Below are 24,575 nucleotides of genomic sequence, written 5' to 3' on the forward strand. Positions count from 1 at the left end.
GCGCGTAGCGGCCTGTTAAAAGGCCAACCTCCAGAGTAGCTGGTGAAGCTGGGAGTCAGCTCATCGAGTCCAGCAGGGCATCCACTCTCTCGTCGACGCTGCGGAAGGGATCCTTGCACAAAATCGTCTGGTGCGCGCGGTCGTTCAACTTCAAATGGACCCAATCCACGGTGTAGTCACGCCCGAGTTCCTGGGCGCGCCGGACGAAGTCGCCACGCAGTTTTGCCCGGGTGGTCTGCGGCGGCGCATCCACTGCATCCTTGATGTCCGTGTCAGCCACGAGGCGCCTCGCCGCACCGCGCGACTGGAGCAGGAAGAAGAGCCCGCGCTTGCGCGAGATGTCGTGATACGTCAGGTCCAGTTGCGCGATCCTCGAGGAGTCGAGGCCGATTCCATGGCGGCGCATGTAGCCGTCCATCAGCTTCTTCTTGATGGCCCAGTCAACTTCCGTATCTATTCCGCTGGTGTCGCCGCTGTCGATCGCGTCGAGCGTCCGCTCCCAAAGATCCAGGATGAGCGGCACGTGCGGATTGTGGGCTCCATTTGATGCCACGAAGGCGGTGACCTTTGCGAGGTACTCGCGCTGGATGTCCAGGGCCGTCAGTTGCCGGCCGTTGGCCAGGCGCACCAAGGCCTTACCGCTCAGATCGTGGGAGATTTCCCGGATGCTGCGGATCGGGTTCTCCATGCGCATGTCCCGCATGATCACTCCGGCCTCAATCATGCGCAGGAGCAGGTCCACCGTTCCCACTTTCAACAGGGCGGTGGTTTCGGACATGTTGGAATCACCGACGATCACATGCAGACGGCGGAAGAACTCGGCGTCGGCGTGCGGCTCGTCACGGGTGTTGATGATCGGGCGGGACCTCGTCGTCGCGGAGGACACGCCTTCCCAAATGTGGTCGGCACGTTGGGAGAACGCGAACGTGGCCCCATGGGGCGTCTTGAGGACCTTGCCCGCGCCGGCGATCAGCTGCCGCGTCACGAGGAAGGGAATGAGGATCTCGGCGAGCCGCGAGAACTCGCCGCGCCGCGGAATCAGGTAGTTTTCATGGCTGCCGTAGGAATTGCCGGCGGAATCGGTGTTGTTCTTGAACAGGTAGACCGTTCCGTTGAATCCCTCCGCCGCAAGCCGCGCCTGCGCTTCATCGACGAGGTCGTCGAGAATGAGTTCCCCGGCCCGGTCGTGGGCAATCAATTGCGCGAGGTCGTCGCATTCCGCAGTGGCGTACTCCGGGTGCGAACCGACATCCAGGTACAGGCGCGAGCCATTGGTCAGGAAGACGTTGGAGGAACGTCCCCAGCTCACCACCTTCCGAAAGAGGTACCTGGCGACTTCCTCGGGAGCCAATGGCCGCGAGTCCGGGCTCGAATACGAAATGCCGAACTCGGTTTCAATCCCGAATATTCTTTTATCCATCTCAGGCCTCCCCTGCCAGCAGCTGCGTGATTTCGTCCGCCCGGAGCCGCCGGAAGGCCCGTCGGGAACCGCGTCCGCTTTCCGGACTCCGGTCAAGGACTGCGGCCTCGACGGCGGTGCCGGGCAGTGCGTCGACTTCCTTGTCCGTGGCCAGCGCCTTGACCGCCAGGCGGAGTGCGCCGGCCAGGTTGAGGTCGGCCTTCCAACCGCCGGCCACGGTCTCGGCTACTTGCTCGGCCAAGCCGCCCATCACCACAAAACCGTTCTCGTCGGCGATCGAACCGTCGAAAGTCAGCCGATAAAGGTGGTCGCCGGCTTGCGTATGCCCGACCTCTGCGACTGCGAGCTCCACCTCGAAGGGCTTTTGTTCCGCGGTGAAGACTGCGCCCAGGCTCTGCGCGTAGACGCTGGCCAGGCCGCGGGCCGTGACGTCCTCGCGATCGTACGAATAGCCGCGGACGTCGGCGTAGCGGACGCCTGCTTGGCGAAGACTCTCAAACTCGTTGTACTTGCCCACGGCGGCGAACGCGATCTTGTCGTAGATCTCACCGATCTTATGGAGCGACGGCGAAGGGTTCTCCGCCACCAACGCGATGCCGTCAGCACAACTGATCACGACGACGGAACGGCCGCGGGCGATGCCCTTCCGCGCGAAATCCGCGCGGTCCTTCATCAGTTGCTCGGGCGAAACATAGAACTGCTGGGTCATCTCAGGCCTCCCGTCCGGCAACTGCGCGCGATTCAACAATGGATCCTGCGATCGCCGCCAATTCCCGTTCCGGCACGCGGCGGGCGCCGGCGCGGTTGACGGTATACACCACCGGCCAGAGCTGCCGGACGGGGTCCGGACCGCCGGTGGCGGAGTCGTCGTCGGCGGCGTCGTAGAGGGCTTCGACGGCGACGGCGACGGCCTCGTCTTCAGTGAGGTTCGGCCGCCACAGCTTCTTCAAGGCGCCACGTGCGAAGACGGAACCGGATCCGACCGAATGGTGCTCCAATTCCTCGTATCGTCCGCCGGTGACGTCGTACGAGAAAAGCCGTCCCACGCCGGCCGACTGGTCGAACCCAGCGAAGAGCGGGATCACCGCAAGGCCCTGCATCGCCATGGGCAGGTTTCCACGGATCATGGCTCCAAGCCGGTTGGCTTTGCCGTCCAGGCTCAGCAGTGTGCCCTCGATCTTTTCGTAGTGTTCCAGTTCAACCTGGAACAACCGTGTGATGTCGATAGCCAGGCCTGCTGTCCCGGCAATTCCCAGGACGGAATATTCGTCGGCCGGGAAGACCTTCTCGATGTGCCTGCTGGCGATCACGTTGCCCATGGTGGCACGCCTGTCCCCCGCCATCAGGACGCCGCCTGGGTAGCTCAGGGCGACGATTGTCGTGGCATGGGGCACCAGCGGAATTTGTCCCGCAGGCAGCGCTTGGTTGAAGGGAAGGAGTTCAGGCCTGGAGCGTTGCAGATGCTCTATGAACGAAGACGTTGCTTGGGTGGCCAGGTGGCCGGCTGATGGATCCTGCATTGCTGCGCTCCTTCGACTCTGACATCCGATGCCCGGCGGCCTCGCGCCGGCCGGGCCCTTGGCTTGGCTGGCGGCTGGCTATTGACCGCCCTTTTGCACAAATGCCCGCACGAATTCCTCCGCGTTCGACTCAAGTACGCCGTCGATTTCGTCGAGGAGATCGTCAACGCCCTGCGTGGCGACCGAGGCCTGTGCCTCTGGCGCTGCGGGCGGTGCCTCGGGGGCGTCGGCCTCTGTCTCGACGTCTCGCGACTGCGGTTGCTGCTGCTCCTGAGCTGCCATTTCCTTCTCCATTCTGTCCATCCCCGGCAACGGGGACTTCCTGTAATGCCATACTGCCACGGGGCGGGCCGTGACGCTGCGGTTTTGTCGGGCCCGTTTGGCGGCCGTTCCTCAGCTGCCCGTTCAGGCGGGCGGGGCCGGGTCCAGGCCGAGCAATTCACGGAGGAATGCACCGGCTGTGGCATGCTTCCGAAACAACTGACCGGTGAGTGCTTCGGTGCCGCGGAGGGGTTCCCTGGTGGGTACCCGCTGCAGTTTCCCGATGCCGGGAACATCGAAGATGACTGAATCCCAGCTGGCGCCGACCACGTCCTTGCCGAAGCTGGAAACACACTTCCCGCGGAAATACGCCCGGGTGTCCGACGGCGGTTCGACGACGGCGCGGCTGATCGTGGCGTCGTCGACGATCGTCTGCATGCGGTCGCGGGAAAGCATTCTGTAATACAGGCCTTTCTCCGGCCTCACGTCGGACCACTGCAAATCGACAAGCCCCAGGCGGGCGTCGTTCCATTCCAGGCCGTCACGGTTCCGGTAGCCATCGAGCAGGGACATCTTGGCCAGCCATTCGACGGAAGACGCGGCACTCGCGGGGTTGCTACCCAGGAGCCCCAGCGTCGACTCCCACCGTTCCAGGACGTCACGGGTATGGCCGTCTCCACTGAAGGAATCGGAAACCCCGGTCTCCTGGCCAAGTTTGGCCGCTGCCTCGTAGTACATCCACTGGATATCCAGCGCGGTGACCCGCCGTCCGTCAAGAAGCCTGACGGTGGCGGTCAGGGAGGTGTCATGGCTGATGGCCTGCAGGCCCGCCACAGGCTCATGTACTTCGATCTTCGGAGCCTGGCCGGCTTCGATAAGGCTCAGGACCAAAGCCGTGGTGCCAAACTTCAAGTAGTTCGACACCTGGCTCAGGTTGGCGTCGCCGATGATGACATGCAGGCGCCGGTACTTGTCCGCGGTGGCGTGCGGTTCATCCCGGGTGTTGATGATCGGACGCCTGATGGTGGTTTCCAGTCCCACCTCGGCTTCGAAGAAGTCCGCCCGCTGGCTGATCTGGAATCCGGCAGTTGAACCGTCCTGGCCCTTGCCGAGTCGACCGGCTCCGCAGATGACCTGGCGGGTGACGAAGAACGGCGTCAGGCCCCGGACGATGTCCCCGAAAGGCACCGAGCGCGGCATGAGGTAGTTCTCGTGGGACCCATAGGACACCGATTTGTTGTCGGTGTTGTTCTTGTACAGGTTGATGGGCGGCAGGTCGGGATCGGCGGCCACCTTCCGAACGGTGGCCAAGGCGACGAGGTCGCCGGCCGCGTCCCAGGCAACGGCGTCACGGGGATTCGTGACCTCGGGACTGGAATATTCAGGATGGGCATGGTCCACGTACAGCCGGGCCCCGTTGCCGAGCACCATGTTCATGAGCAGCGATCCGGACTCGTCGCTGCCGTCGGCTTCCAGCTCCTGGCGTCCGTACGCCAGCGCGACGGCCTCGGCGTCGAGCACCGGGGGCCTGTCAGTCAGCTGGCTGGGATCGGCGGCACTCCGCTCGAGTGTCCAACCGCGCGCGTCATGCAGGGGTTCTTCGTCCGTATAGTCCCAACGGGTCTCGGCGCCGCCGGCCGCCCGTTGCCGCGTCAGGTTGGCGTAGGCCTGGATGATCCGCGCGGACATCATCGTGGCGTTCGCCCCCGGCGCGGAGGGCGAATGGATGCCGTATTCGGTTTCCGATCCCATGACCCGCATGGCCCCGCCGACGGGAAGCCTGTCCGAAGGCAGGCCTTCCGGCCGGGCCGTCACAGGTACTGGCCGGTGTTGGGAGTCGTTTCGATCGACTTCCCGGGCTCCTGGCCGGCCTTGCCCTGGACGATGGTGCGGATGTAGGTAATGCGTTCGCCCTTCTTGCCTGAGATGCGTGCCCAGTCATCCGGGTTGGTGGTGTTGGGCATGTCCTCGTGCTCGCGGAATTCGTCGACGACGGCGCGCAGGAAGTGGTCGATCCGCAGGCCTTTCTGCTGGGTCAGCAGGAGGTCCTTGATGGCGTACTTCTTGGCCCGGTCCACAACGTTCTGGACCACGGCACCGGAGTTGAAGTCCTTGAAGTAGAGCATCTCGGTATCGCCGTTGGCGTACGTGACTTCGAGGTACTCGTTGGATTTCTCCGTGGAGTACATGGCTTCAACGGTGCGCTGGATGATGGCGTCGACCGTGGCCTGGACGTCGCCGCCGTGCTCTGCCAGATCCGTCGCGTGGAAAGGAAGGTCGGTGGTGATGTACTTGGCGAAAATATCGGCGGCCGCTTCGGCGTCCGGCCGTTGGATCTTGACCTTCACATCCAGGCGGCCGGGACGGAGAATAGCCGGGTCGATCATGTCTTCGCGGTTCGAAGCGCCGATCACGATCACGTTGTCCAGCCGTTCGACGCCGTCGATCTCGCTCAGGAGCTGCGGAACGATGGTTGTTTCGACGTCGGAAGAGACACCGGTGCCGCGGGTGCGGAACAGCGAGTCCATCTCATCGAAGAACACCACCACGGGGCTGCCATCCGAAGCCTTCTCCCGGGCGCGGGCGAAGATCAGGCGGATGTGCCGCTCTGTTTCGCCGACGTACTTGTCAAGGAGTTCAGGTCCCTTGATGTTCAGGAAGTAGCTCTTCAGGTCCACGTTGCCGGCGCGTTCGGAGGCGCGGGCGGCCAGCGAGTTGGCAACGGCTTTGGCGATCAGCGTCTTGCCGCAGCCCGGAGGCCCGTACAGGAGGATGCCCTTGGGTGCTTTGAGCCCGTGTTCGCGGTACAGGTCCGGGTGCAGGAACGGGAGTTCCACCGCGTCGCGGATCTGTTCGATTTGCGGGCCCAGGCCGCCGATGTCCTCGTAGGTGATATCCGGGACTTCCTCGAGGACGAGGTTTTCGACCTCTGCCCGGGGAACCTTCTCCAAGGCGTAGCCGGTGCGGGAATCGAGGGACAGGGCGTCACCGACCCGCAGGTGCACTTTCTGCAAGGCACCCGAGAGCCTCACCACGCGCTCTTCATCGGCCCTGCCCACTACCAAGGCGCGGTCCGTGCCGAGCATCTCCTTGAGCGTGACCAGTTCGCCTGCCCGTTCGTACCCCAGTCCGGTCACCACGAGCAGGGCCTCATTGAGGAGGACTTCCTGTCCGACGGCCAGCTGGTTGAGGTTCACGAGCGGGCTGACGCCCACGCGCATCTTGCGGCCGGCGTTGAAGATGTCTACCGACTCCTCAGTGGCCGCCTGGCCCGTGCTGCCTGCCGTTGGCTGGCGCCTCGGATTGATCTGCAGGATCGTCCCGAAGCTGTACGGCGGTTGGCCGTCCTGCTCGAGGGCTCCTTTGAGCCGCAGGATCTCGGCCTTCGCCGTTTCCAGCATGGTCACGAGCTTGGTGTTGTTCTGGGTGGCGGCGGCAAGCTGACGGTCGATGTGGCGCAGCTTGTCTCGAAGGATGTTGATCTGGCGTTCCGCGACGGTGAGTTCCGCGGAGTCGTCCACCGGCTGGATTGCTCCACCCCCGTGTCCCGCTTTTCCCTCAGTCACAGCCTTGTTCGCTGGCTCCTCCGGCGTCGTTCGCCCGAAGTCATTGTTCGACGTATCCACGAAGCATCAGCTCCTTCCCGCTTTCTATAAATAGACCTTAGCCCTCAAAAGCGTCGGGAAACCTGTGACATCCGGAATGCGGACCAGTTTGTGATGTTTCCTCAGGAAGCAGGCGTGGGGTCGTCCTTGACGTGGGTGCCGGCAATCGCATCGCGTGCCGCCCGACGCAGTTTTTTGTCGGAAACCGCGCGCTCCCCTACGGCGCCCGGTGTCCACGCGTTCAAGTCCTCTTCGCTGAACTCGGTCTTGGACGGACGCCGTTTGACGGAGATTCCGGTCACGCCGTCGGCGAGGCGGCGGGTGACCAAAAGGAAGCCGGTGTGGGCCACCATGCGGTGGTCGGGGCGGACAGCGAGGCCCTCAAGATGCCAGCCACGGACCATGGACTCCCAGGCGTCCGGTTCCGTGAACCGGCCGTCGGCGCGGATGGCTTCGGCAGTGCGGGAAAGCTGGGTCACCGTGGCCACATAGTTGATCCACACGCCGCCGGGGGCCAGGACGGTGGCTACGGCGTCGAGGCATTCCCAAGGAGCGAGCATGTCCAGCACCACACGGTCCACGGATCCGGGCTCTTCACTGCGGACCACTTCCTCCTGGAAGTCGCCCAGCGAGATCTTCCAGGCGGGGTGCGGGCCGCCGAAAATTGTTTCCACGTTGCCGCGGGCGATGTCCGCGAACTCTTCGCGACGTTCGAAAGAGTGCAGGTAACCGTTGTCCCCCACTGCGCGGAGCAGGGAGATCGAAAGGGCGCCCGAACCAACGCCGGCTTCCACAACCCGTGCACCCGGGAAGATATCGGCCATCGTGACGATCTGCCCGGCATCCTTGGGGTAGACCACTGCTGCGCCGCGGGGCATGGACAACACGAAGTCCGAGAGCAGCGGCCGGAGCGTCTGGTACTGCTGGCCGATGTTGTTGGCGACTACGGAGCCATCAACCTGGCCGATGATTTCGTCATGGTTGAGGAAGCCGCGGTGCGTGTGGAAGGCTCCGCCTTCCTCCAAGGTGATGGTGTTCATCCGGCCGCGCTCGTCCGTGAGTTGAACCCGCTCGCCCACGCGGAACGGCCCTCGGCGCCGTGCCGCACCCGTCGGCTGAAGGGCGGTGTCGGCGGCGCCGGTGGCCGTGAAGTTGGCGGCGGTTTCGCTGCTCATGGGGATTTCCTCGCTCCTGTACGGCTGGGCCGTCTTTTGTTGCCACAGTTACTGCTTGGTGATGCGCGGCCGGGTTAATTCACGGCCGGCAGGTAACTCTACCGGGAAGGTCCTACGGGCGTCCGCTCCGTCGGGCTACTTTACCTGTAATGGCTGTCACTACGGCCTGCTGCCGCAGCAGGCCCATGACCGTACCGACTTCGTCCACGACGGCGTATTCAGTGCCGCTGAGCTGCGCCAGATACTGGATCAGTTCCTGGCCGCTGGAACTCCACGGGACGTAGGCGCCCTCGGCGAGCGGGGTCGAAACCGCCGTCACCAGCGTTGTGTAAACCTGGGAGGGCGGCACGGCTGCGGTGGCATGCGGATCGACAACGCCCTGAGGCCGGCCGTCGGGTCCGCAGATCACGACGGCGGGAGTGCCGTAAGGTGCTACCCGCAGGACGTCGGCGACGGTGGCCGAGTTCGGAATCCCGACGGCGGGTTCGGCCAAGGCCGCGGCGCTCACCAAGGGAAGGCGGCCGCGGAGCGTGGCTTGCTGAATGGCGCCCGAGGCTCCCATCCACAGGAAGCTGCAGACCAGGATCGTGATGAGCATGTAGCTGAGATCCGGGGTATTTCCGCTCAGCACGGGCAGTACTACGATCCACACGACCAGGACGATCACGATGATCCGTCCCGCCCAGCCCGCCGCCACTGTCCCCTTTTCCTGACTGCCGGTGGCTTTCCATACCGCGGACTCCACCAAGCGGCCTCCGTCCAAGGGCAGGCCCGGGAGGACATTGAAGATGCCGATGAGGAAATTGGCCCACATGAAGATATTTGTCAGGGTGTCCCCCGCACCGGTGAAGATACCGGTCTGAAGCACCAGCCAGGCCCCACCCGCGAGGACAAAGTTGGCTGCGGGTCCTGCCAAGGCAACCACCACTGAGCGGCCGGGCGACGCAATGAAGCTCTCGAACTGTGTGTGTCCGCCCCAGAGATTCAGCACGATCTTCTCCGTGGGCCAGTTGAACGCCTTGGCACTCAGGGCATGGGCGAGCTCGTGGACCAGTACGGAAAGGGCAAGGAGCACCGCGTAGGCGAAGGCAACGAAGTACGCGGCGATGCCGAGCGAGTGCTCCCGGATGAGCAGAGCTGGACCGTAGACGATCACCGTGAACGCCGCGATGATGAACCAGGAGTAAGCGAGGTACACGGGGATTCCCGCTATCCGGCCGAGGGGAATCCCGTCTTTACTGCCGCGACGAGTGCTATGGCCACCATTCCGGGGAGTGCTCACTTAGTTCGCCCGTCCAAGGAGAGTCCCGGCGGGCGCATTCGCGGAGGCCCTGGCGGCAACAAGCGCTTCCAGATCGGCGACCTTCCTGCCCTGAAGGGTGTCCCAGGTTGCCCGGCGGGGATCCTCCGGCAGCGGCATCTGGTGCGGGATCCCCACAGTCACCACGCCTGAGGCAATCGCGGACGCAACTCCCGGGACCGAGTCCTCGAGTGCGACGCAATGGTCTGCGGTCAGCCCGGGGTCTGTGTCCTGGAGTCGCTCGACGGCGGCAAGGTAAGCCTCCGGGTGGGGTTTTCCTTGGCTCACGGTGTCTCCCGTGATGAGGAACTCGAAGTAGGGCTTGGAGAGGTTGGCCACGACCTCCCGCGCCATGGGGCCTTCCGACATGGTCACGAGGGCGCAGCGGACGCCTGATTGATACAGTTCGTCAAGCAATTCCTTGGCACCGGGCCGCCACGGCACCTCGACGCGGAGACGGTCGATGACCCGGGCGCTCAAGGAGTCGACGATCTCGCGCTTTTCCAGGTTCACCCCAGCCGTTTGGAGGATGCCGGCCGAATGCATCAGCGACTGCCCTACGAGCTGCATGGCTTGTTCATGGCTCCAAGCGCCACCATGGGACTCCACGAGGGCGCGTTCCGCGGCAATCCAGTATGGCTCGGTGTCCACCAAGGTGCCATCCATGTCCCATAGTGCGGCTTTGAGCTCGGCTTTTACAAAGGGCTGGGTGGCTGAAGCAAGCATGCCTAAAGTCTACGTGGAACGACGGAAGGCAATTGCCGTTCTACGCCGGGGGCGAAGTGTGGCCACGCCGGTCACTTCACGCCATGCATGGGTGGCGGTGTTGGACGTAGGGTGAGTGAATGAACAGTTTGGACGGAGCCCCTGACGGACAGGCCACAACACCCGAGCCTGAGCGCCTTCTCCAGCCTGTAGCCGAAGGCCAGCGCATCACCGTGATGCTCGCGGCTTTCGAAGGTTGGAACGACGCCGGCGAGGCGGCCAGCGATTCCCTCCACTACTTGAACAAGTTGTGGCAAGGAAAGAAAGTGGCATCCGTTGATGCCGACGACTACTACGACTTCCAGTTCACCAGGCCGACCGTTCGACGCACGGCCGCCGGAACCCGCAAAGTGAAATGGCCTTCCACGCGCCTTTACAAGGCGAGCGTCCCGGACAGCAACGTCGACGTGGTGTTCGTGCTCGGCACCGAGCCTTCCTATCGCTGGCGCGCCTACACAGCCGAGCTTCTGGTCCACGCCGAGACGCTCAAGGTTGACTACGTGGTGCTGATCGGCGCGCTTCTGGCCGACGTACCGCACAGCCGGCCGATCCCCGTCAGCACTACCTCGGACGACAGCGGACTGCGGCAGCGCTTGAACCTTGAGGCGTCGCAGTACGAGGGGCCGGTAGGCATTGTGGGTGTGCTGGCGGAGTTCGCGCTGCTCGCGGGGTTGCCCACGGTGTCATTGTGGGCAGCCGTGCCGCACTATGTGGCCCAGCCACCGTCTCCCAAAGCGCAACTGGCCATCTTGAACCGGATCGAGGATCTGCTCCAGGTGCCCTTGGACACCCATGCCCTCAACGAGGAATCCGAGGCGTGGGAGCGCGGAGTGGACGAACTTGCCACGGAAGACCCGGAAATCGCCGCCTATGTGCGGCAGCTCGAAGAGGCCAAGGACACGGCCGACCTCCCGGAGGCCAGTGGCGAATCCATAGCGCGCGAATTCGAGCGCTACCTGAAGCGCAGGGGCAAGGACAAGCCCTGACGGGCCGTCTCCGGGGGTGCGGTGCGCATCTAAGCCAACGCGGGGTCACTTACGGCCCGTCCAAAGGGACATTATGGGCCGTAAGCGACCCCGCGTTGTTTGGATATTAGAGCTCGACGCCAAGCAATCCGTTGATCGCGTCGCTTACCAGCGCGGAATCGAAGGCGCCCGGATTCGCGTTGGACGGGTTGCCAAGGGCCGCAGCGGCCCAGGCATCGACGGCGGCAACCGCGCCGGGAGCGTTGAGGTCGTTGGCGAGCTCGGCACGCATCCGAGTGAGCAGCTGCGCCGCCGTCCCCTCGGGAGCGATATCCCGGGCCGCCCGCCACGTGTTGAGCCGTTCCTTGGCTTCTGCGAAGCCTTCATCGGTCCAGGACCAATCCGAGCGGTAGTGGTGGGCCAGGATCGCCAAGCGGATTGCGGCAGGTTCTTCGCCTGCGGCGCGAAGCTTGGACACGAGGACCAGGTTGCCCTTGGACTTGCTCATCTTTTCGCCGTCGAGGCCCACCATTCCGGCGTGGGCATAGTGGTGCGCCAAGGGAACGCCGCTGAGCGAATACGCGTGTCCGGCACCCATCTCGTGGTGCGGGAAGACGAGGTCCGATCCGCCGCCCTGCACGGTGAAGGGAGCCGGCAGGTACTTCTGGGCGATGACGGTGCATTCAATGTGCCAGCCCGGACGTCCGTCACCGAGGCTCGCGCCGGGCCAGTGCGGCTCGCCGTCGCGGGCAACGCGCCACAGCAAAGGATCAAGGGGATTCCGCTTCCCGGAACGGCCCGGATCGCCGCCGCGTTCGGCGAAAAGCTCCAGCATTTCCACTTCACCGAGCCCGGAGATGTCCCCGAGCGTCCACGCGTCCGGGCTATCCGACGCTTTGCCGGCTGCCTCGACGTCGTAATACACGTCGCCGTCGGGCTCGCCGCCGGTACCGTGCACGCGGTAGGCGAGTTTGTCCGCGATCAGTTTCTCAATGGCCGGGACAATCATCGGGATCGCCTCCACTGCGCCGATGTAATGGTTCGGGGCCAGCACGTTGAGGGCGTCCATGTCGGTATGGAAAAGCTCGATCTGGCTCGCCGCCAGCTCGCGCCAATCGACGCCGGTGGCGGTGGCGCGCTCAAGCAGGGGGTCGTCGACGTCGGTGACGTTCTGGACGTACGCGACCCGCTGGCCGCTGTCCCGCCATGCCCGGTTGAGCAGGTCGAAGGCGACATAGCTCGCCGCGTGTCCCATGTGGGTGGCGTCGTAGGGGGTGATGCCGCACACGTACATGGATTGCTCCGCGCGTGGCTCGACCTCCACCACGGCCCTGAGGGCGGTATCGAACAGCCTCAAAGAGGGCATGCTGCCGGGTAGTTCAGGCACAGGGCGGGAGATCCACGATTTCACAGCCTCAACCATAGTGCTAGGCGCTGATGACATTGAAACCGAGCAGTACATAGAGGGCGAGTCCCAGGAGAATGCGGTACCACACGAAGACGCGGTAGCTGTGGGTGGAGATGAATTTGAGGAACCAGCCGATGATGATGAAGCCCACAACAAAGGCGATAACCGTGGCCAAGGCTGTTTCCGGCAAGCCGAAAGGCCCGGTGATTCCTTCCTTCGACACCACCTTGTATAACTGGTAGAGGCCGCTGCCGAAGACCGCGGGTATGGCCAGCAGGAACGAATAGCGTGCAGCCGCCTCCCGGGTGTACCCCATCAACAGGCCGGCGGTGATGGTTCCCCCGGAGCGGGAGACGCCCGGGATGAGCGCCATCGCCTGAGCCAAGCCGTAAAGGATGCCATGCTTGAAGGTCAATTGGCTCAGCTCGCGTTCCTGCCGGCCCACGGCGTCGGCTACCGCAAGGATCATGCCGAAGACGATCAGCATGGTGGCCACGATCCACAAGCTACGCAGGACGGATTCGATCTGGTCCTGGAAGAGCAGGCCGAGAACGATGATCGGAAGGCTGCCGAGGATCACCAGCCACCCCATCCGCGCGTCGGGATCATCCCTGGAGACCTTGCCGCGCAACGATCCGAACCAGGCACGGACAATCCTGACGATGTCGCGCCAAAAGAAGACGATGACGGCCGTCTCGGTACCCAGTTGCGTGATGGCGGTGAAAGCAGCCCCGGGATCCGCCGCATTGGGCAGGAACGAGCCGACAATTCGCAGGTGCGCGCTTGAAGAAATCGGTAGGAATTCTGTCAGGCCCTGCACGAGGCCAAGGAAGGCTGCTTCTATCCAGTTCACGTGAATAGACCCTACGTCATGATCTAGGCGAACTCCCCGTAAGCTATCAGCTATGCAGCAGCGTTACGTCGGCAACAGCGGGTTTCGGGTGTCCACCCTTTCCCTGGGCACCATGTCCTGGGCGGAAGAAACGGACGAGCAGGATGCACGGGAGTTGCTCCATACGTTCATCGCCGCGGGCGGCACCATGATCGATACCGCGGCCTCCTACGCAGGCGGACAAGCCGAAGCACTCCTGGGCTCCATGCTGGGGGACGTCGTGTCGCGATCGGAGGTTGCCCTCTCCACGAAAGCGGGGATCTCGACGTCGGACAGCCGGCGCAGCGTGGACGCCTCCCGCGGAGCCATGCTGTCCGCCCTCGACGCGAGCCTTGCCCGTTTGCGGACTGACTACGTCGACATTTGGTTCGCGCAGGCCTGGGACGGCAACGTCCCGCTGGACGAAACGCTCTCCGCCCTTGACCTCGCGCTGCGCTCGGGACGCGCACGGTACGTCGGCATCTCCAACTACAACGGCTGGCAGACCGCCAAGGCCGCGGCTGTCGCAGGGTTCACCGTGGTGGCCAACCAATCCGAGTACTCGCTCCTGCACAGGAAGCCCGAAGACGAGCTGGTGCCCGCCGTCGAAGACGCAGGACTCGGACTCATGGCGTGGGGCCCCCTCGGCCGCGGGGTGCTCAGCGGCAAGTACCGTGGGCAGATTCCGTCTGAATCACGTGCGGCCGAAGGCCGCCTCAGCGGTTACGTCGAAAAGTACCTCGACGCGCGGGGGGCGCGGATCGTCGAAGCGGTGGCCATGGCCGCTCGTGGCCTGGGACGGTCCGCCGTGGACGTCTCGCTGAGCTGGTTGCTCTCCCGCCCAGGCGTCTCCACGGCCGTGGTCGGAGCACGCAATGCGGTCCAGCTCAAGGAACTGCTCGACGCACAGCTGGCGCCCCTTCCCGCTGAGATTTCCCGGGCATTGGAGGACGTTTCAGCGGTCTGACCTAGCTGTTACTCCGGCGCTGCCGGCCCCCCATTGCTGGCCTGCATTACTGAGCCTGCATCACTGATCAAGGATCTCCAGCTCGTCTTCATCGAGGAGTTCATTATTCTCCTCGTCGTCATCCTCTTCATCGTCGTCGAACACCTGAAGGGGTGTGACTTCCGAGTAGGCCTCGTATAGTGAGTCCTCATATACCTCAAAGGCATCTGCGACGGCAAAAAACGCTGCCTCCACGGTGGGATCTCCTTCGCCACGGCGGGCGGAAGCGGCAATCAGGTGCTCTTCCAAGGCGGCTGTCAATGACTGAAGCGCGACACGCGGATCGATGCTCATGACTTCACGTTAGCCCGAAAAAGACGAAAATGGAGAGGGATGAGAGAACAATTTCTGAGCAGTTCAGTGGAGCGTCAGCGGGACTACGCAAGGCAGTACGAGTATCTCGTGCTGACCGTCAGCCCTGACGATTCCTTGCCCGAGGCGCGACGTCGGCTCGTGGAGCACTCCGAATACGGCAAGTGGGAACTGGAGCGGAGCATCCTCTATATCGGCGGCGGTCGCCGGTTCTGGCTGCGCCGCAAGGTACTCAACGTGCAGCGCACCGTATAGCAGCACAGCCGTTATTTCAGGGTCCCGCGCTCCAGCTTCCGAGCGTTTCAGCTTTCGAGCGGGCCCAGCCACGCGTTGGCTACCGTGGTGTGCGCTGATTCATCGTTGGACGGATGGAAGATCCCGGCCAGCACATCGCGGTACAGCCGTTCGAGTTCCGAGCCGCGGAAGTAGCTTGAGCCTCCGGAAACCCGGATGGCCACATCCACCATGCTCCGGGCGTTCTCCGTGGCCCGCACCTTGAGGCCCACGAACTTTGGAAACCACTGCGCCCCGTGATCAACCACGGCATCCACGTCACGGGCCACCGAGGCCAACTGGGGCTGGATGGAATCCATGGCCATGGCGGCGTCAGCGATCTTCCAGCGGATGTCCGGGTCCTGCGAGAAGCTTCGGCCGCCGTACTTGGCCGAGGTCCGGCGCGTGACGGCATCGACGGCCAGCTTGAATGCCCGCTCCGCAATGCCCGTATAGACCGCGGCAAGTAGTGTTTCGAAGCACGCGAAGATCGCGAAGATCAACGGATCCTGATTGGGTCCTACAGGCAGTTTCCGGAAGATCCGCTCCGGCCGCACCACGGCACCGTGGAGAAGCGTGGTGTTCGACTGGCTCGCCCGCATGCCCAGGGTGTCCCAGTCATCCAGTGTCTCGTGGCCTGGCGAGTCCCGGTGGAGGAAGCCGAATACCAGCTCACCGCTCCCCTCCCGTGCGCCGCTGTCCTTGCCGAAGATGCCGAGGCGGGTCCACACCGGCGACAGGCTCGTGAAGATCTTCCGCCCGGTGAAGCTGTACCCGCCATCCGGCTGCGGTTCCGCCGTCGTGCCTGAATCAAAGAGCATGGAGTCGTTACCCGGTTCGGAAATCCCGAACGCAAAGACCTCGCCCTGTCCGGCCTCCTTCAGCACAAAGTCAAGGGAGCTGTCGCCACGGGCCGCCAGGACGTGCGCGACGCCGGTCCAGACCAGGTGCATGTTGACGGCCAATGCCGTGGCCGGAGCAGCCGTGGCAAGCCGGCGCTGAAGCGCCGCCGCGGCTTCGAGCCCGAGCCCCAGTCCGCCGTCGGACTCCGGAACGAAGATCTTCAGGCATCCCGCCGCGGCGAGCTCCTCAAGGTCCTCGTGGAAGAACACGTTGTTCCGGTCATAGCCTGCGGCCCGCGCCCGGATGCGCTCGAGCAGCTCGTCCGGCAGGATCTCCTCGGGAATCAAGGGGTTCTCCCTAGTAGTTACTGAGCAGGGTGTTGAGCACCCTGGATCCGAACTTGAGCGAATCGGCCGGAACCCGTTCGTCGACCCCGTGGAACATGCCCGTGAAGTCGAGCTCTTCCGGAAGCATCAGCGGGGCGAATCCGTAGCCTGTGATGCCGATCTTGCTGAGCGACTTGTTGTCGGTGCCGCCGGACAAGGTGTAAGGCAGGACCTTGGCGCCGGGGTCTTCCGTATGCAGGGCGTCGATCATGGCGTCCACCAGGTTGCCGGCAAACGGCACTTCCAGGGACACGTCCTTGTTGACGTAGCTGACCTCCACCCCGTCCCCAGCGAGTTTTTTGACGGTTTCGAAGACCAACTCCTGCTGGCCGGGCAGCGTGCGGCAGTCCACCAGCGCTTCCGCCGATTCGGGGATGACATTGTGCTTGTACCCGGAGCTCAACAAGGTGGGGTTCGAGGTGTTTTGCAGGGTAGCTCCGACGAAGCGCGCTACGGTGCCGAGTTCCTTGAGCAGTGTCTCGGGATTGTCCGGATCGAACTCGACGCCGGTCAGTTCCGTCACGCCGTCGAGGAACTGCCGGGTGGTGGGGGTCAGCTCAATCGGCCAGCGGTATTCGCCGATCCTGGTGACAGCCCCGGCCAGGCGGGTGATCGCATTGTCCGTGTTGATTTGCGAACCGTGCCCGGCCCTGCCGTGTGCCACGAGGCGCAGCCAGGAAAGGCCCTTTTCCGCCGTCTGGAGCAAGTAAGTGCGCTGGCCTCCGATGGTGGCCGAGAAGCCACCCACTTCGGAGATCGCTTCCGTGGCGCCGTCGAAGAGTTCCCTCCGGTGCTCGACGGCGTAGCGCGCGCCGTGGTTGCCTCCGGCTTCCTCGTCGGCGAAGAACGCGAAGATGATGTCGCGCTTGGGCTTGCGTCCCGTGCGGGCGAAGTCACGCATGACCGAGAGGATCATGGCGTCCATGTCCTTCATGTCCACGGCGCCGCGTCCCCAGATGAGTCCGTCCTTGAGTTCGCCGCTGAAGGGGTCAACAGTCCACTGGTCTTTGAGGGCCGGAACGACGTCGAGGTGACCGTGCACCACGAGGGCGCCGGCCGAGGGGTCCTCGCCCGCCATGCGCGTGACCACATTGGCCCGGCCTGGAGCCGACTCAAAGATTTCCGCGTCCAATCCCACTTCATTAATCAACGCCGCCGTGTATTCAGCTGCGGCGCGTTCCCCGGGACCGGAATCGTCGCCGAAGTTCGAGGTGTCTATGCGGATGAGTTCCTGGCAGATCCGGACTACTTCGTCCTCGGGTCGGATATCAGTCATGGAACTCTCCTTGCTGGCTGGGATGGACGAACTCCGGCGGGAAGGCAGGTGGTGCTGACGCTCCCCGCGCGCTTCCCTCAGCCTACCCACCGCATGCCCGTTTGGCCGCGTGCTTTCCCGCGTTTTGGCGCCGATCGGCAGGCCCCAATTGCCGTTGACAGCGCCGTCTCGCGCTCCGGTTTTTTTATTTCCCAGAAACCGTGTTAGAGTTTTTCTCGCTGCTTCGGAGGAAAGAGAAGCGCCGAGAGGCGCAGAACGAACGCTCCGAACACCACCTGCGCGGGTGGCGGAATGGCAGACGCGCTAGCTTGAGGTGCTAGTCCTCGAAAGGGGGTGGGGGTTCAAGTCCCCCTCCGCGCACAATTGCAAGGCCTGGAATTATGATAATTCCAGGCTTTGTTTGTTTAACTTTGAATTTGCTTTTTCGGACGCTAATGCCGCGTTCATCACATTTATTGAATTGCATTGCCGCTCATTCATTCGAGGCAGTCATCAGGACTGCCGACCTCGCTCCGCGGGGAACGGCGACGGCGGCGGCCCACGTGGGTGACCGCCGTCGTCGTAGCCGTTCCTGAAAACCGAGACCGGAGCCTTACAGGGCCGTCACGGAGCCGCTGAAGTGCCTCCTGCCGCTTCGCGGACTCCAGGCGACGTAGTCCGAACGCTCCCACGAACCTGACGAGGAGTGGACCGTGCCGATTTCCAAGGCCACCCGCGCAGGGAGGTACACGGGTGCCTCGAAGTTCACGTCCCAGCGGAACGCTTCCGCCTTCACCGAGCCAACGTCGGCCAGGGCCCTGGAGGCGAGGTACATGCCGTGCGCGATTGACCGCGGCAGGCCCAGCGCCTTGGCCGAGAGGAGGCTCAAATGAATCGGATTGAAATCTCCGGATACCGCAGCGTAAAGGCGGCCCGTATCCACTCCGAGCTGCCAGACTGCGGTTGGTGCGGGCGCCCTGAACTCCGCTGGCGCGGCGGCCTCGGGGGCCTTGTCGAATCCCGGAAGGAAGACCCCCTTGGCGAGGTACGTCGAGATGCCGCGCCAGAGCAGCGCCCCGTCATTGCTTGAGCGGACTTCGGCGACGACGTCCAGCTGGGTTCCAGCCCTGTGGCCGCGCATGTTATCGGCCCAGGACCGGACGTCGAGCGGTTCACTGAAGTGAACGGCCCGCAACTGCTCCACCTGGTTCTTCAAATGGATCATCCCCAGCAACGGAAGCGGGAAGTCGTCCCGGTTCAGCACGCTCATGGAGACCGGAAACGCGAGGGCGTGGATGAAGCCGGCCGGCAGCGCGTCACTCGCGGTCTCCCCGATCAGGTGCTGGTACTCGGTGAGGTTCGCGACGTCGGCCCGCACCCCGCGGACCTCGTGGCTCCCCTGGGGCAGGGCGGTGGCAGCCGGGAACCCCAGCAACCTCCGCCGCGCCGCCGTCGCCGCCGCATTCACGTACAGCTTCGAGAGCGACGGCAGATCTCCCAGGATGAGGGGTTGTTCCGTGCTCATGCGCCCACCAGGTTCTGTCCGCAGACCCTGAGCACTTCACCCGTGATACCCGCGGCCGCATCCGATGCCAGGAATGCAATTGCCTCCGCTACGTCTCCGGGCAGGCCGCCCTGCTGCAGCGAATTGAGCCTGCGGGCCACCTCCCGGGTGGCGAAGGGGATCCGGGCGGTCATGTCGGTCTCGATGAAGCCGGGCGCGACGGCGTTGATGGAGCCGCCGCGTTCTACGAGCAAGGGCGCCGTGGCCCTGACCATGCCGATCGCTCCCCCCTTGGAAGCCGCATAGTTGGTCTGCCCGCGGTTGCCGGCGATTCCGCTCGTGGACGCCACGGACACGATCCGGGGGGTCTTGTGCAGCAGGTCCGAGCCCAGGAGCGCCTCGTTGATCCGCAACTGCGAAGCGATGTTCACGCCGATGACGGAATTCCAGCGTCCCTCATCCATGTTGGCCAGGAGCTTGTCCCGGGTAATGCCGGCATTGTGGATGACGATATCGAGTCCGCCATGGCGTTCCACGGCGTGGTCGATGATGCGCTTCCCGGCGTCCTCAGCCGTGATGTCCAATTGCAGTGCAGTGCCATGGACCTCGTTGGCGACCTCGGCGAGGTGCTCCCCCGCAGCCGGAATATCCACCACCACGAGCCGGGCGCCGTCCCTGTGCAGGGTCCGCGCGATCGCCGCTCCGATGCCGCGGGCGGCGCCCGTGACGACGGCGATCTTACCCGCCAGGGGCTTGTCGGCGTCGGCGGGAAGCCGGCCCGTGCCCGACGTGACCGTCAGGAATTGGCCATCCACGAATGCGGACCGACCGGACAGGAAAAAGCGCAGCGCCCCGAGCGTGCTGGGGCTCGTGGTGCCGGCGCCGTCCCCGAGGAGAATGCCGTTGGCCGTGGCACCTGCCCGGAGTTCCTTGGCCAGCGACCGCAGCAGTCCGTCGACTCCTTGCCGGCCGGCAGCAACGGCCGGATTGGCCGCGGAGGCGGAGGTGCGGGAGATCGTGACGACCCTTGCGCTGCGGGCCAAATCCCGGATCGACGGGGCCGCGGTGAGAACGGGTCCGGCAAGCTCATCGGGATGTTCGACGCCGTCGAGCACCAGGATGATCGCCCCCAGCCTTTCCTTGGGCAAGGCCGAACGCCGGACGTCGAGGCCCCAGCCCACCAGGGCGGCAGCCAATTCGTCGGAGCCCGCGGTCTTGCCGTTGCTGCTCCCGAGCACCAGGACGGGTCCCGGTACCAGCGGCTCTCCCGGCTGGTACCTCCGGAGCACGGCAGGTTGGGGCAGGCCGAGCTTTTTCGCCAGGTCTTTGCCGATCCCGTGGCTCACAAACTGTGTGTACTTGTCGGTCACGCCGGTTACCGACCTTCCGGAGCGGAGTACGCCTCAAGGATCGCCACGACTCCCTGCCCTCCGGCAGCGCAGATGGAGATCAGTCCGCGGGCCGGACGACCGTTCACCGGACCGTTCTCGTGGAGCATCTTCGCCAACGAAGCGACGATTCGTCCGCCAGTGGCGGCAAAGGGATGGCCGGCGGCAAGGGATGAACCGTTGACGTTGAGCTTGGCACGGTCGATCTTGCCGAGTGAACCGTCCAATCCCAGCCGGGTGCGGCCGAATTCCTCGTCTTCCCACGCGGCGAGCGTACTCAGGACGGTTCCCGCAAAGGCTTCGTGGATTTCGAAGAAGTCGATGTCTTCGAAGGACAGCCCGTTGCGGGCCAGGAGCCGCGGCACTGCAAAGGCAGGAGCCATGAGGAGTCCGTCTTTGCCGTGGACGAAATCGACGGCGGCAGCCTCGCCGTCGACGACGACGGCCAGCTTGGGCAGGCCCCGGGCGTCCGCCCATTCCTCGCTGCCGAGGAGCACCGTGGAGGCACCGTCCGTGAGAGGGGTGGAGTTGCCGGCCGTCATGGTCGCCTCCGCGCCGAGGCCCTTGCCGAAGACGGGCTTGAGGGTGGCCAGCTTCTCCATGGACGTGTCGGGCCGGAGGTTCGAATCACGGCTCAGCCCCCGGTACGGAGTCACGAGGTCATCGAAGAAGCCACGTTCGTAGGCCGCGGCGAGATTGTGGTGGCTATTGAACGCGATCTCGTCCTGCGCCTCGCGGCTGATCTTCCACTGGGCCGTGGTCAGCGCCTGGTGCTCCCCCATGGACAGGCCGGTCCTGGGTTCCCCGGTGTTTGGAGCATCCGGGGCGAGGTCCTTGGGACGCAGCCGCGAGAGGACCTTGAGCCGATCGGGCAGGGATTTGGCGCGATGGAGGTCGAGCAGGACTTCGCGGAGGCCTTCGCTCACGGCAATGGGGGCATCCGAGGCAGAGTCGACGCCGCCCGCGATGGCCGAGTCGATCTGGCCCAGCTTGATCTTGTTGGCGAGGCCCAGGACGGTCTCAAGACCGGTGGCGCACGCCTGCTGGAGATCGTAGGCGGGCGTCTCCGGGGAAAGGGCCGAACCGAGGACCGCTTCGCGTGTCAGGTTGAAGTCGCGGGAGTGCTTCAGGACGGCTCCGGCGGCTACCTCACCGATCCGCTCCTCTTGAAGCCCGAAACGTGCGATCAGTCCGTCGAGGGCCGCCGTCAGCATGTCCTGGTTCGATGATTTGGTGTAGGCGCCCCCGGTCCGGGCAAAGGGAATCCTGTTCCCGCCAACCACCACGGCCCTGCGGAGCGTGCCCTGGGTTGCGGGGGATTCGTGTGGTGCGCTCGCGGAATGTGCTGCTGCAGGCATGCGTTTCTCCTTATGATCACATCGGGTTACTGATACCCAGCGTACCTGATACGCTGAGTATCGTGAACATCCCCAGCCTAGGACTTCCTGCCGAAAACGACGCCGGCACTCCGCTCCCCGCGGACGGCGAGGCTCCCGCCGTCGACGGCCGCGCCGCCCGCTGGCAGGCCCACCGCGAAGAACGCCGACGCGATCTCATCAAGGCCGCCCGCAAGGCCGTCCATGCGCTGGGCAGCGACGCCTCCATGGAAGACATCGCGACCGCGGCAAGTACCTCCAAGTCGGTGTACTACCGGTACTTCGGGGACAAAGCCGGCCTCCAGCAGGCAATGGGCGAAGTAGTACTGGGACAAATGCAACGGCGGATGAAGGAAGCGGCCGAAAGCGCCCAGACTCCCCGCGAAGGCTTGTTCGCCATGGTCTCCGCATACCTGCAGATGGCGGAGTCCAGCCCCGCCGTCTACGCGTTCATCACGCGGCTTTCCCAAGGGGAACCGTCGGCGCAAGATGCCATTGCCGCCTCGGGAGCTCTCGGCCACTTCTTCGAGTCGATCAGTGCCATGATCGCCCGGCCGATGCGCGAACACCTGGGGGCGGAAAAGGAAGCGTTGATCGACTACTGGCCCACCGCGGCCATCGGGTTGGTCCGCAACGCCGGCGAAAGGTGGCTCGGCAGCCCTGCCTCCGCCGCAAAACCCGACCAGGAAACGATGGCGGCCCGGATCACTGACTGGCTGTGCGTGGGAATCGCCCCGGAACTCAAGATCAACTCCCCTGAATATCAGCAATGACTCCACGTTGTTCGGAACCAAAGAAGGAATCACCATGACTGAAGTAGTGGACCGTACCTCCTCCAGCCGGGCGTCCGCCGGAACGCCGTCAACCCCGCAGCCCGTTGCGGCCGACCCTACCGTGGACGTCGCGGCCCTTGGCGAACTGTTGCTCGGCAAGTGGGGCCACATTCGCCACACGGCGCGTGACCTCGCGGGCCGCCCCGAGGTGCACAAGATCGAAGGCTTGACGCATACCGAACACCGCAAGCGCGTCTTCGGGCAGCTGAAGTACCTCGTGGACAACAATGCCGTGCACCGGGCTTTCCCCGCCAGCCTCGGCGGGTCGGATGACCACGGCGGCAACATCGCCGGCTTCGAGGAGCTCGTCACTGCGGATCCCTCACTGCAGATCAAGGCCGGCGTGCAGTGGGGTCTCTTCGGTTCAGCGGTGATGCACCTCGGCACGGAGGAGCACCAGAACGCGTGGCTGCCCGGGATCATGAGCCTGGAGATCCCCGGCTGCTTCGCCATGACCGAAACCGGACACGGCTCCGACGTGGCGAGCATCGCCACCACGGCCACGTATGACGAGGCCACCCAGGAGTTCGTCATCAACACCCCGTTCCGCGCCGCATGGAAGGACTACATCGGCAACGCAGCCGAGGACGGCCTGGCCGCCGTCGTGTTCGCCCAACTGGTGACCCGCAACGTGAACCATGGCGTCCACGCGTTCTATGTCGAGCTGAGGGACCCGGACACCAAGGAGTTCCTGCCCGGAATCGGCGGCGAGGACGACGGCGTCAAGGGCGGCCTGAACGGGATCGACAACGGCCGCCTGCACTTCAGCGATGTGCGTGTCCCGCGCACCAACCTGCTCAACCGCTACGGCAACGTCTCCCCCGAAGGCGAGTACACCTCGCCCATCGCGAGCCCCGGACGGCGATTCTTCACGATGCTCGGCACCCTGGTACAAGGCCGGGTCTCCCTCGACGGAGCCGCTGTCGCCGCCAGCAAGGTGGCCTTGACCACCGCGATCCGGTACGCCGCCGAACGGCGCCAGTTCAACGCTTCTTCCCCTACCGACGAGGAGGTCCTGCTGGACTACCAGCGGCACCAGCGCCGCTTGTTCACCCGGCTTGCCACCACCTTTGCGGCGAGCTTCGCGCACGAGCAGCTGCTCGAAAAGTTCGACGACGTCTTCTCCGGCCGTCACGACACCGACGCCGACCGCCAGGACCTCGAGACCCTCGCGGCGGCCCTCAAGCCCATGAGCACCTGGCACGCCCTCGACACGCTGCAAGAGTGCCGCGAGGCCTGCGGCGGCGCCGGATTCCTTATCGAGAACCGTTTCGCCTCGCTCCGTGCGGACCTGGACGTCTACGCCACTTTTGAGGGTGACAACACCGTGCTTCTCCAGCTCGTCGCCAAGCGCCTCCTGGCCGACTACGCCAAGGAGTTCCGCAACGTCGACTTTGGCGTGCTGGCCCGCTTCGTGGCTGCCCAGGCTGCCGACGTCGCCATCAACCGGACCGGCCTGCGGCAAGTGGCACAGTTCGTGGCAGACACCGGATCAGTCCAGAAAGCCGCTCTGGCCCTGCGCGACGAAGAAGGCCAACGCACGCTCCTGACAGACCGGGTGCAGTCCATGGTGGCTGAGGTGGGCTCTGCTCTCAAGGGTGCGAACAAGCTCCCGCAGCATCAGGGCGCCGCATTGTTCAACCAGCACCAGGACGATTTGATTGAAGCCGCCCAGGCCCACGCCGAACTGCTGCAATGGGAAGCGTTCACGGAAGCCCTCGGCAAGGTCGGCGATCCGGATACCTTGAAAGTGCTGACCTGGCTCCGCGACCTGTTCGGCCTCTCGCTCATCGAAAAGCACCTCTCCTGGTACCTCATGAACGGCCGCCTTTCCATGCAGCGCGGACGCACCGTGGGGGCCTACATCAACCGGCTGCTCGTCAAGATCCGTCCCCACGCCCGCGACCTGGTCGATTCCTTCGGCTACGGTCAGGAGCACTTGCGGGCGCCCATCGCCTCGGGGGCCGAGAAGGTCCGACAGGACGAGGCCCGCGGCTACTTCCAGGCGCAACGGGCAGGCGGCAACGCCCCCGCCGAGGAGAAGAGCCTCCTCGCCTTGAAGGGGAGGAAAGCCAGCTAGCATCCTGCCGTGACCGGCCGGTGAACAGT

General features: G+C 64.5%; 22 protein-coding genes and 1 tRNA gene. 6 read left to right on the plus strand and 17 right to left on the minus strand.

The window, feature by feature from the left end; all coding sequences use genetic code 11:
* Nucleotides 1-55: 55 nt before the first annotated feature.
* The 9 genes from pafA to KNN17_RS04885 all read right to left on the minus strand — a co-directional run bounded on the left by pafA (nucleotide 56) and on the right by KNN17_RS04885 (nucleotide 10,007).
* Entirely contained in the window at nucleotides 56-1,420 is a 1,365-nt protein-coding gene (pafA, locus tag KNN17_RS04845) for a Pup--protein ligase (protein ID WP_078108903.1), read from the minus strand.
* A gap of 1 nt (nucleotide 1,421) precedes the next feature.
* Nucleotides 1,422-2,129 carry a proteasome subunit alpha gene (prcA, locus tag KNN17_RS04850; RefSeq protein WP_078108902.1) on the minus strand — a complete coding sequence of 236 codons (708 nt, stop codon included), beginning with the start codon at nucleotides 2,127-2,129 and terminating at the stop codon, nucleotides 1,422-1,424.
* A gap of 1 nt (nucleotide 2,130) precedes the next feature.
* Nucleotides 2,131-2,940 carry a proteasome subunit beta gene (gene prcB / locus KNN17_RS04855; RefSeq protein ID WP_241707729.1) on the minus strand — a complete coding sequence of 270 codons (810 nt, stop codon included), beginning with the start codon at nucleotides 2,938-2,940 and terminating at the stop codon, nucleotides 2,131-2,133.
* Nucleotides 2,941-3,018: 78 nt separating this feature from the next.
* The gene (locus tag KNN17_RS04860; RefSeq protein ID WP_078108941.1) at nucleotides 3,019-3,222 is read right to left on the minus strand and encodes a ubiquitin-like protein Pup; all 204 of its coding nucleotides are present in this window, start codon (nucleotides 3,220-3,222) and stop codon (nucleotides 3,019-3,021) included.
* A gap of 123 nt (nucleotides 3,223-3,345) precedes the next feature.
* On the minus strand, nucleotides 3,346-4,962 hold the full coding sequence (dop, locus tag KNN17_RS04865) for a depupylase/deamidase Dop (protein ID WP_241707837.1): 1,617 nt from the start codon (nucleotides 4,960-4,962) through the stop codon (nucleotides 3,346-3,348).
* Nucleotides 4,963-5,012: 50 nt separating this feature from the next.
* Complete coding sequence (arc, locus tag KNN17_RS04870) at nucleotides 5,013-6,827, minus strand: proteasome ATPase (RefSeq protein ID WP_241707730.1); 1,815 nt, start codon at nucleotides 6,825-6,827, stop codon at nucleotides 5,013-5,015.
* A gap of 101 nt (nucleotides 6,828-6,928) precedes the next feature.
* Nucleotides 6,929-7,981 carry a tRNA (adenine-N1)-methyltransferase gene (locus KNN17_RS04875; RefSeq protein ID WP_241707731.1) on the minus strand — a complete coding sequence of 351 codons (1,053 nt, stop codon included), beginning with the start codon at nucleotides 7,979-7,981 and terminating at the stop codon, nucleotides 6,929-6,931.
* Between the two features lie 112 nt (nucleotides 7,982-8,093).
* Nucleotides 8,094-9,263, minus strand: coding sequence for a site-2 protease family protein (locus KNN17_RS04880; protein WP_241707732.1), 1,170 nt, complete (start codon nucleotides 9,261-9,263; stop codon nucleotides 8,094-8,096).
* Nucleotides 9,264-10,007 carry an HAD family hydrolase gene (locus KNN17_RS04885; protein WP_241707733.1) on the minus strand — a complete coding sequence of 248 codons (744 nt, stop codon included), beginning with the start codon at nucleotides 10,005-10,007 and terminating at the stop codon, nucleotides 9,264-9,266.
* Between the two features lie 119 nt (nucleotides 10,008-10,126).
* Here KNN17_RS04885 and KNN17_RS04890 point away from each other — a divergent pair, with 119 nt between their 5' ends.
* Nucleotides 10,127-11,032, plus strand: coding sequence for a PAC2 family protein (locus KNN17_RS04890; protein ID WP_078108896.1), 906 nt, complete (start codon nucleotides 10,127-10,129; stop codon nucleotides 11,030-11,032).
* Nucleotides 11,033-11,138: 106 nt separating this feature from the next.
* Here KNN17_RS04890 and mshC read toward each other — a convergent pair whose 3' ends face one another.
* Together mshC and KNN17_RS04900 are read right to left on the minus strand one after the other, a co-directional pair.
* On the minus strand, nucleotides 11,139-12,422 hold the full coding sequence (gene mshC, locus KNN17_RS04895) for a cysteine--1-D-myo-inosityl 2-amino-2-deoxy-alpha-D-glucopyranoside ligase (RefSeq protein WP_241707734.1): 1,284 nt from the start codon (nucleotides 12,420-12,422) through the stop codon (nucleotides 11,139-11,141).
* 16 nt (nucleotides 12,423-12,438) lie between these two features.
* On the minus strand, nucleotides 12,439-13,272 hold the full coding sequence (locus KNN17_RS04900; RefSeq protein WP_078108894.1) for an undecaprenyl-diphosphate phosphatase: 834 nt from the start codon (nucleotides 13,270-13,272) through the stop codon (nucleotides 12,439-12,441).
* Nucleotides 13,273-13,324: 52 nt separating this feature from the next.
* On the opposite strand from KNN17_RS04900, the gene KNN17_RS04905 reads away from it, so the two are divergent.
* Complete coding sequence (locus tag KNN17_RS04905; RefSeq protein WP_241707735.1) at nucleotides 13,325-14,257, plus strand: aldo/keto reductase; 933 nt, start codon at nucleotides 13,325-13,327, stop codon at nucleotides 14,255-14,257.
* A 60-nt stretch (nucleotides 14,258-14,317) separates the two neighbouring features.
* On the opposite strand, the gene KNN17_RS04910 is transcribed toward KNN17_RS04905, so the two are convergent.
* A complete protein-coding gene (locus tag KNN17_RS04910) occupies nucleotides 14,318-14,590 on the minus strand; it encodes a hypothetical protein (protein WP_078108892.1) in 273 nt (90 codons plus the stop codon).
* 39 nt (nucleotides 14,591-14,629) lie between these two features.
* On the opposite strand from KNN17_RS04910, the gene KNN17_RS04915 reads away from it, so the two are divergent.
* Nucleotides 14,630-14,863, plus strand: coding sequence for a DUF5703 family protein (locus tag KNN17_RS04915; protein ID WP_078108891.1), 234 nt, complete (start codon nucleotides 14,630-14,632; stop codon nucleotides 14,861-14,863).
* Between the two features lie 47 nt (nucleotides 14,864-14,910).
* On the opposite strand, the gene KNN17_RS04920 is transcribed toward KNN17_RS04915, so the two are convergent.
* Together KNN17_RS04920 and KNN17_RS04925 are read right to left on the minus strand one after the other, a co-directional pair.
* Nucleotides 14,911-16,071, minus strand: a complete 1,161-nt coding sequence (locus KNN17_RS04920; protein ID WP_241707736.1) for an acyl-CoA dehydrogenase family protein — start codon at nucleotides 16,069-16,071, stop codon at nucleotides 14,911-14,913.
* Between the two features lie 10 nt (nucleotides 16,072-16,081).
* Nucleotides 16,082-17,386, minus strand: coding sequence for a M20/M25/M40 family metallo-hydrolase (locus KNN17_RS04925; protein WP_241707737.1), 1,305 nt, complete (start codon nucleotides 17,384-17,386; stop codon nucleotides 16,082-16,084).
* 277 nt (nucleotides 17,387-17,663) lie between these two features.
* On the opposite strand from KNN17_RS04925, the gene KNN17_RS04930 reads away from it, so the two are divergent.
* Nucleotides 17,664-17,746: transfer RNA gene (locus KNN17_RS04930), tRNA-Leu, on the plus strand.
* A gap of 232 nt (nucleotides 17,747-17,978) precedes the next feature.
* On the opposite strand, the gene KNN17_RS04935 is transcribed toward KNN17_RS04930, so the two are convergent.
* Genes KNN17_RS04935 through KNN17_RS04945 form a run of 3 tightly spaced genes read right to left on the minus strand, consistent with a single transcriptional unit; the run spans nucleotide 17,979 to nucleotide 21,615 of the window.
* Nucleotides 17,979-18,890, minus strand: a complete 912-nt coding sequence (locus KNN17_RS04935) for a MaoC family dehydratase (protein ID WP_241707738.1) — start codon at nucleotides 18,888-18,890, stop codon at nucleotides 17,979-17,981.
* Nucleotides 18,887-20,239 carry a 3-oxoacyl-ACP reductase gene (locus tag KNN17_RS04940; protein ID WP_241707739.1) on the minus strand — a complete coding sequence of 451 codons (1,353 nt, stop codon included), beginning with the start codon at nucleotides 20,237-20,239 and terminating at the stop codon, nucleotides 18,887-18,889. Before KNN17_RS04940 ends, KNN17_RS04935 begins: the two co-directional genes overlap by 4 nt.
* A 5-nt stretch (nucleotides 20,240-20,244) precedes the next feature.
* Nucleotides 20,245-21,615: an acetyl-CoA C-acetyltransferase gene (locus tag KNN17_RS04945; protein WP_241707740.1), complete on the minus strand. Its 1,371-nt coding sequence runs from the start codon at nucleotides 21,613-21,615 to the stop codon at nucleotides 20,245-20,247.
* A 68-nt stretch (nucleotides 21,616-21,683) separates the two neighbouring features.
* Here KNN17_RS04945 and KNN17_RS04950 point away from each other — a divergent pair, with 68 nt between their 5' ends.
* Together KNN17_RS04950 and KNN17_RS04955 are read left to right on the plus strand one after the other, a co-directional pair.
* On the plus strand, nucleotides 21,684-22,406 hold the full coding sequence (locus KNN17_RS04950) for a TetR/AcrR family transcriptional regulator (protein ID WP_078108869.1): 723 nt from the start codon (nucleotides 21,684-21,686) through the stop codon (nucleotides 22,404-22,406).
* 34 nt (nucleotides 22,407-22,440) lie between these two features.
* Nucleotides 22,441-24,546 (plus strand): acyl-CoA dehydrogenase family protein, encoded by a 2,106-nt coding sequence (locus KNN17_RS04955; RefSeq protein WP_241707741.1) that lies wholly within the window; start codon nucleotides 22,441-22,443, stop codon nucleotides 24,544-24,546.
* The last annotated feature ends 29 nt before the right edge of the window (nucleotides 24,547-24,575 follow it).

The organism is Arthrobacter bambusae (assembly GCF_022606295.1).
GTDB lineage: Bacteria > Actinomycetota > Actinomycetes > Actinomycetales > Micrococcaceae > Arthrobacter > Arthrobacter bambusae_A.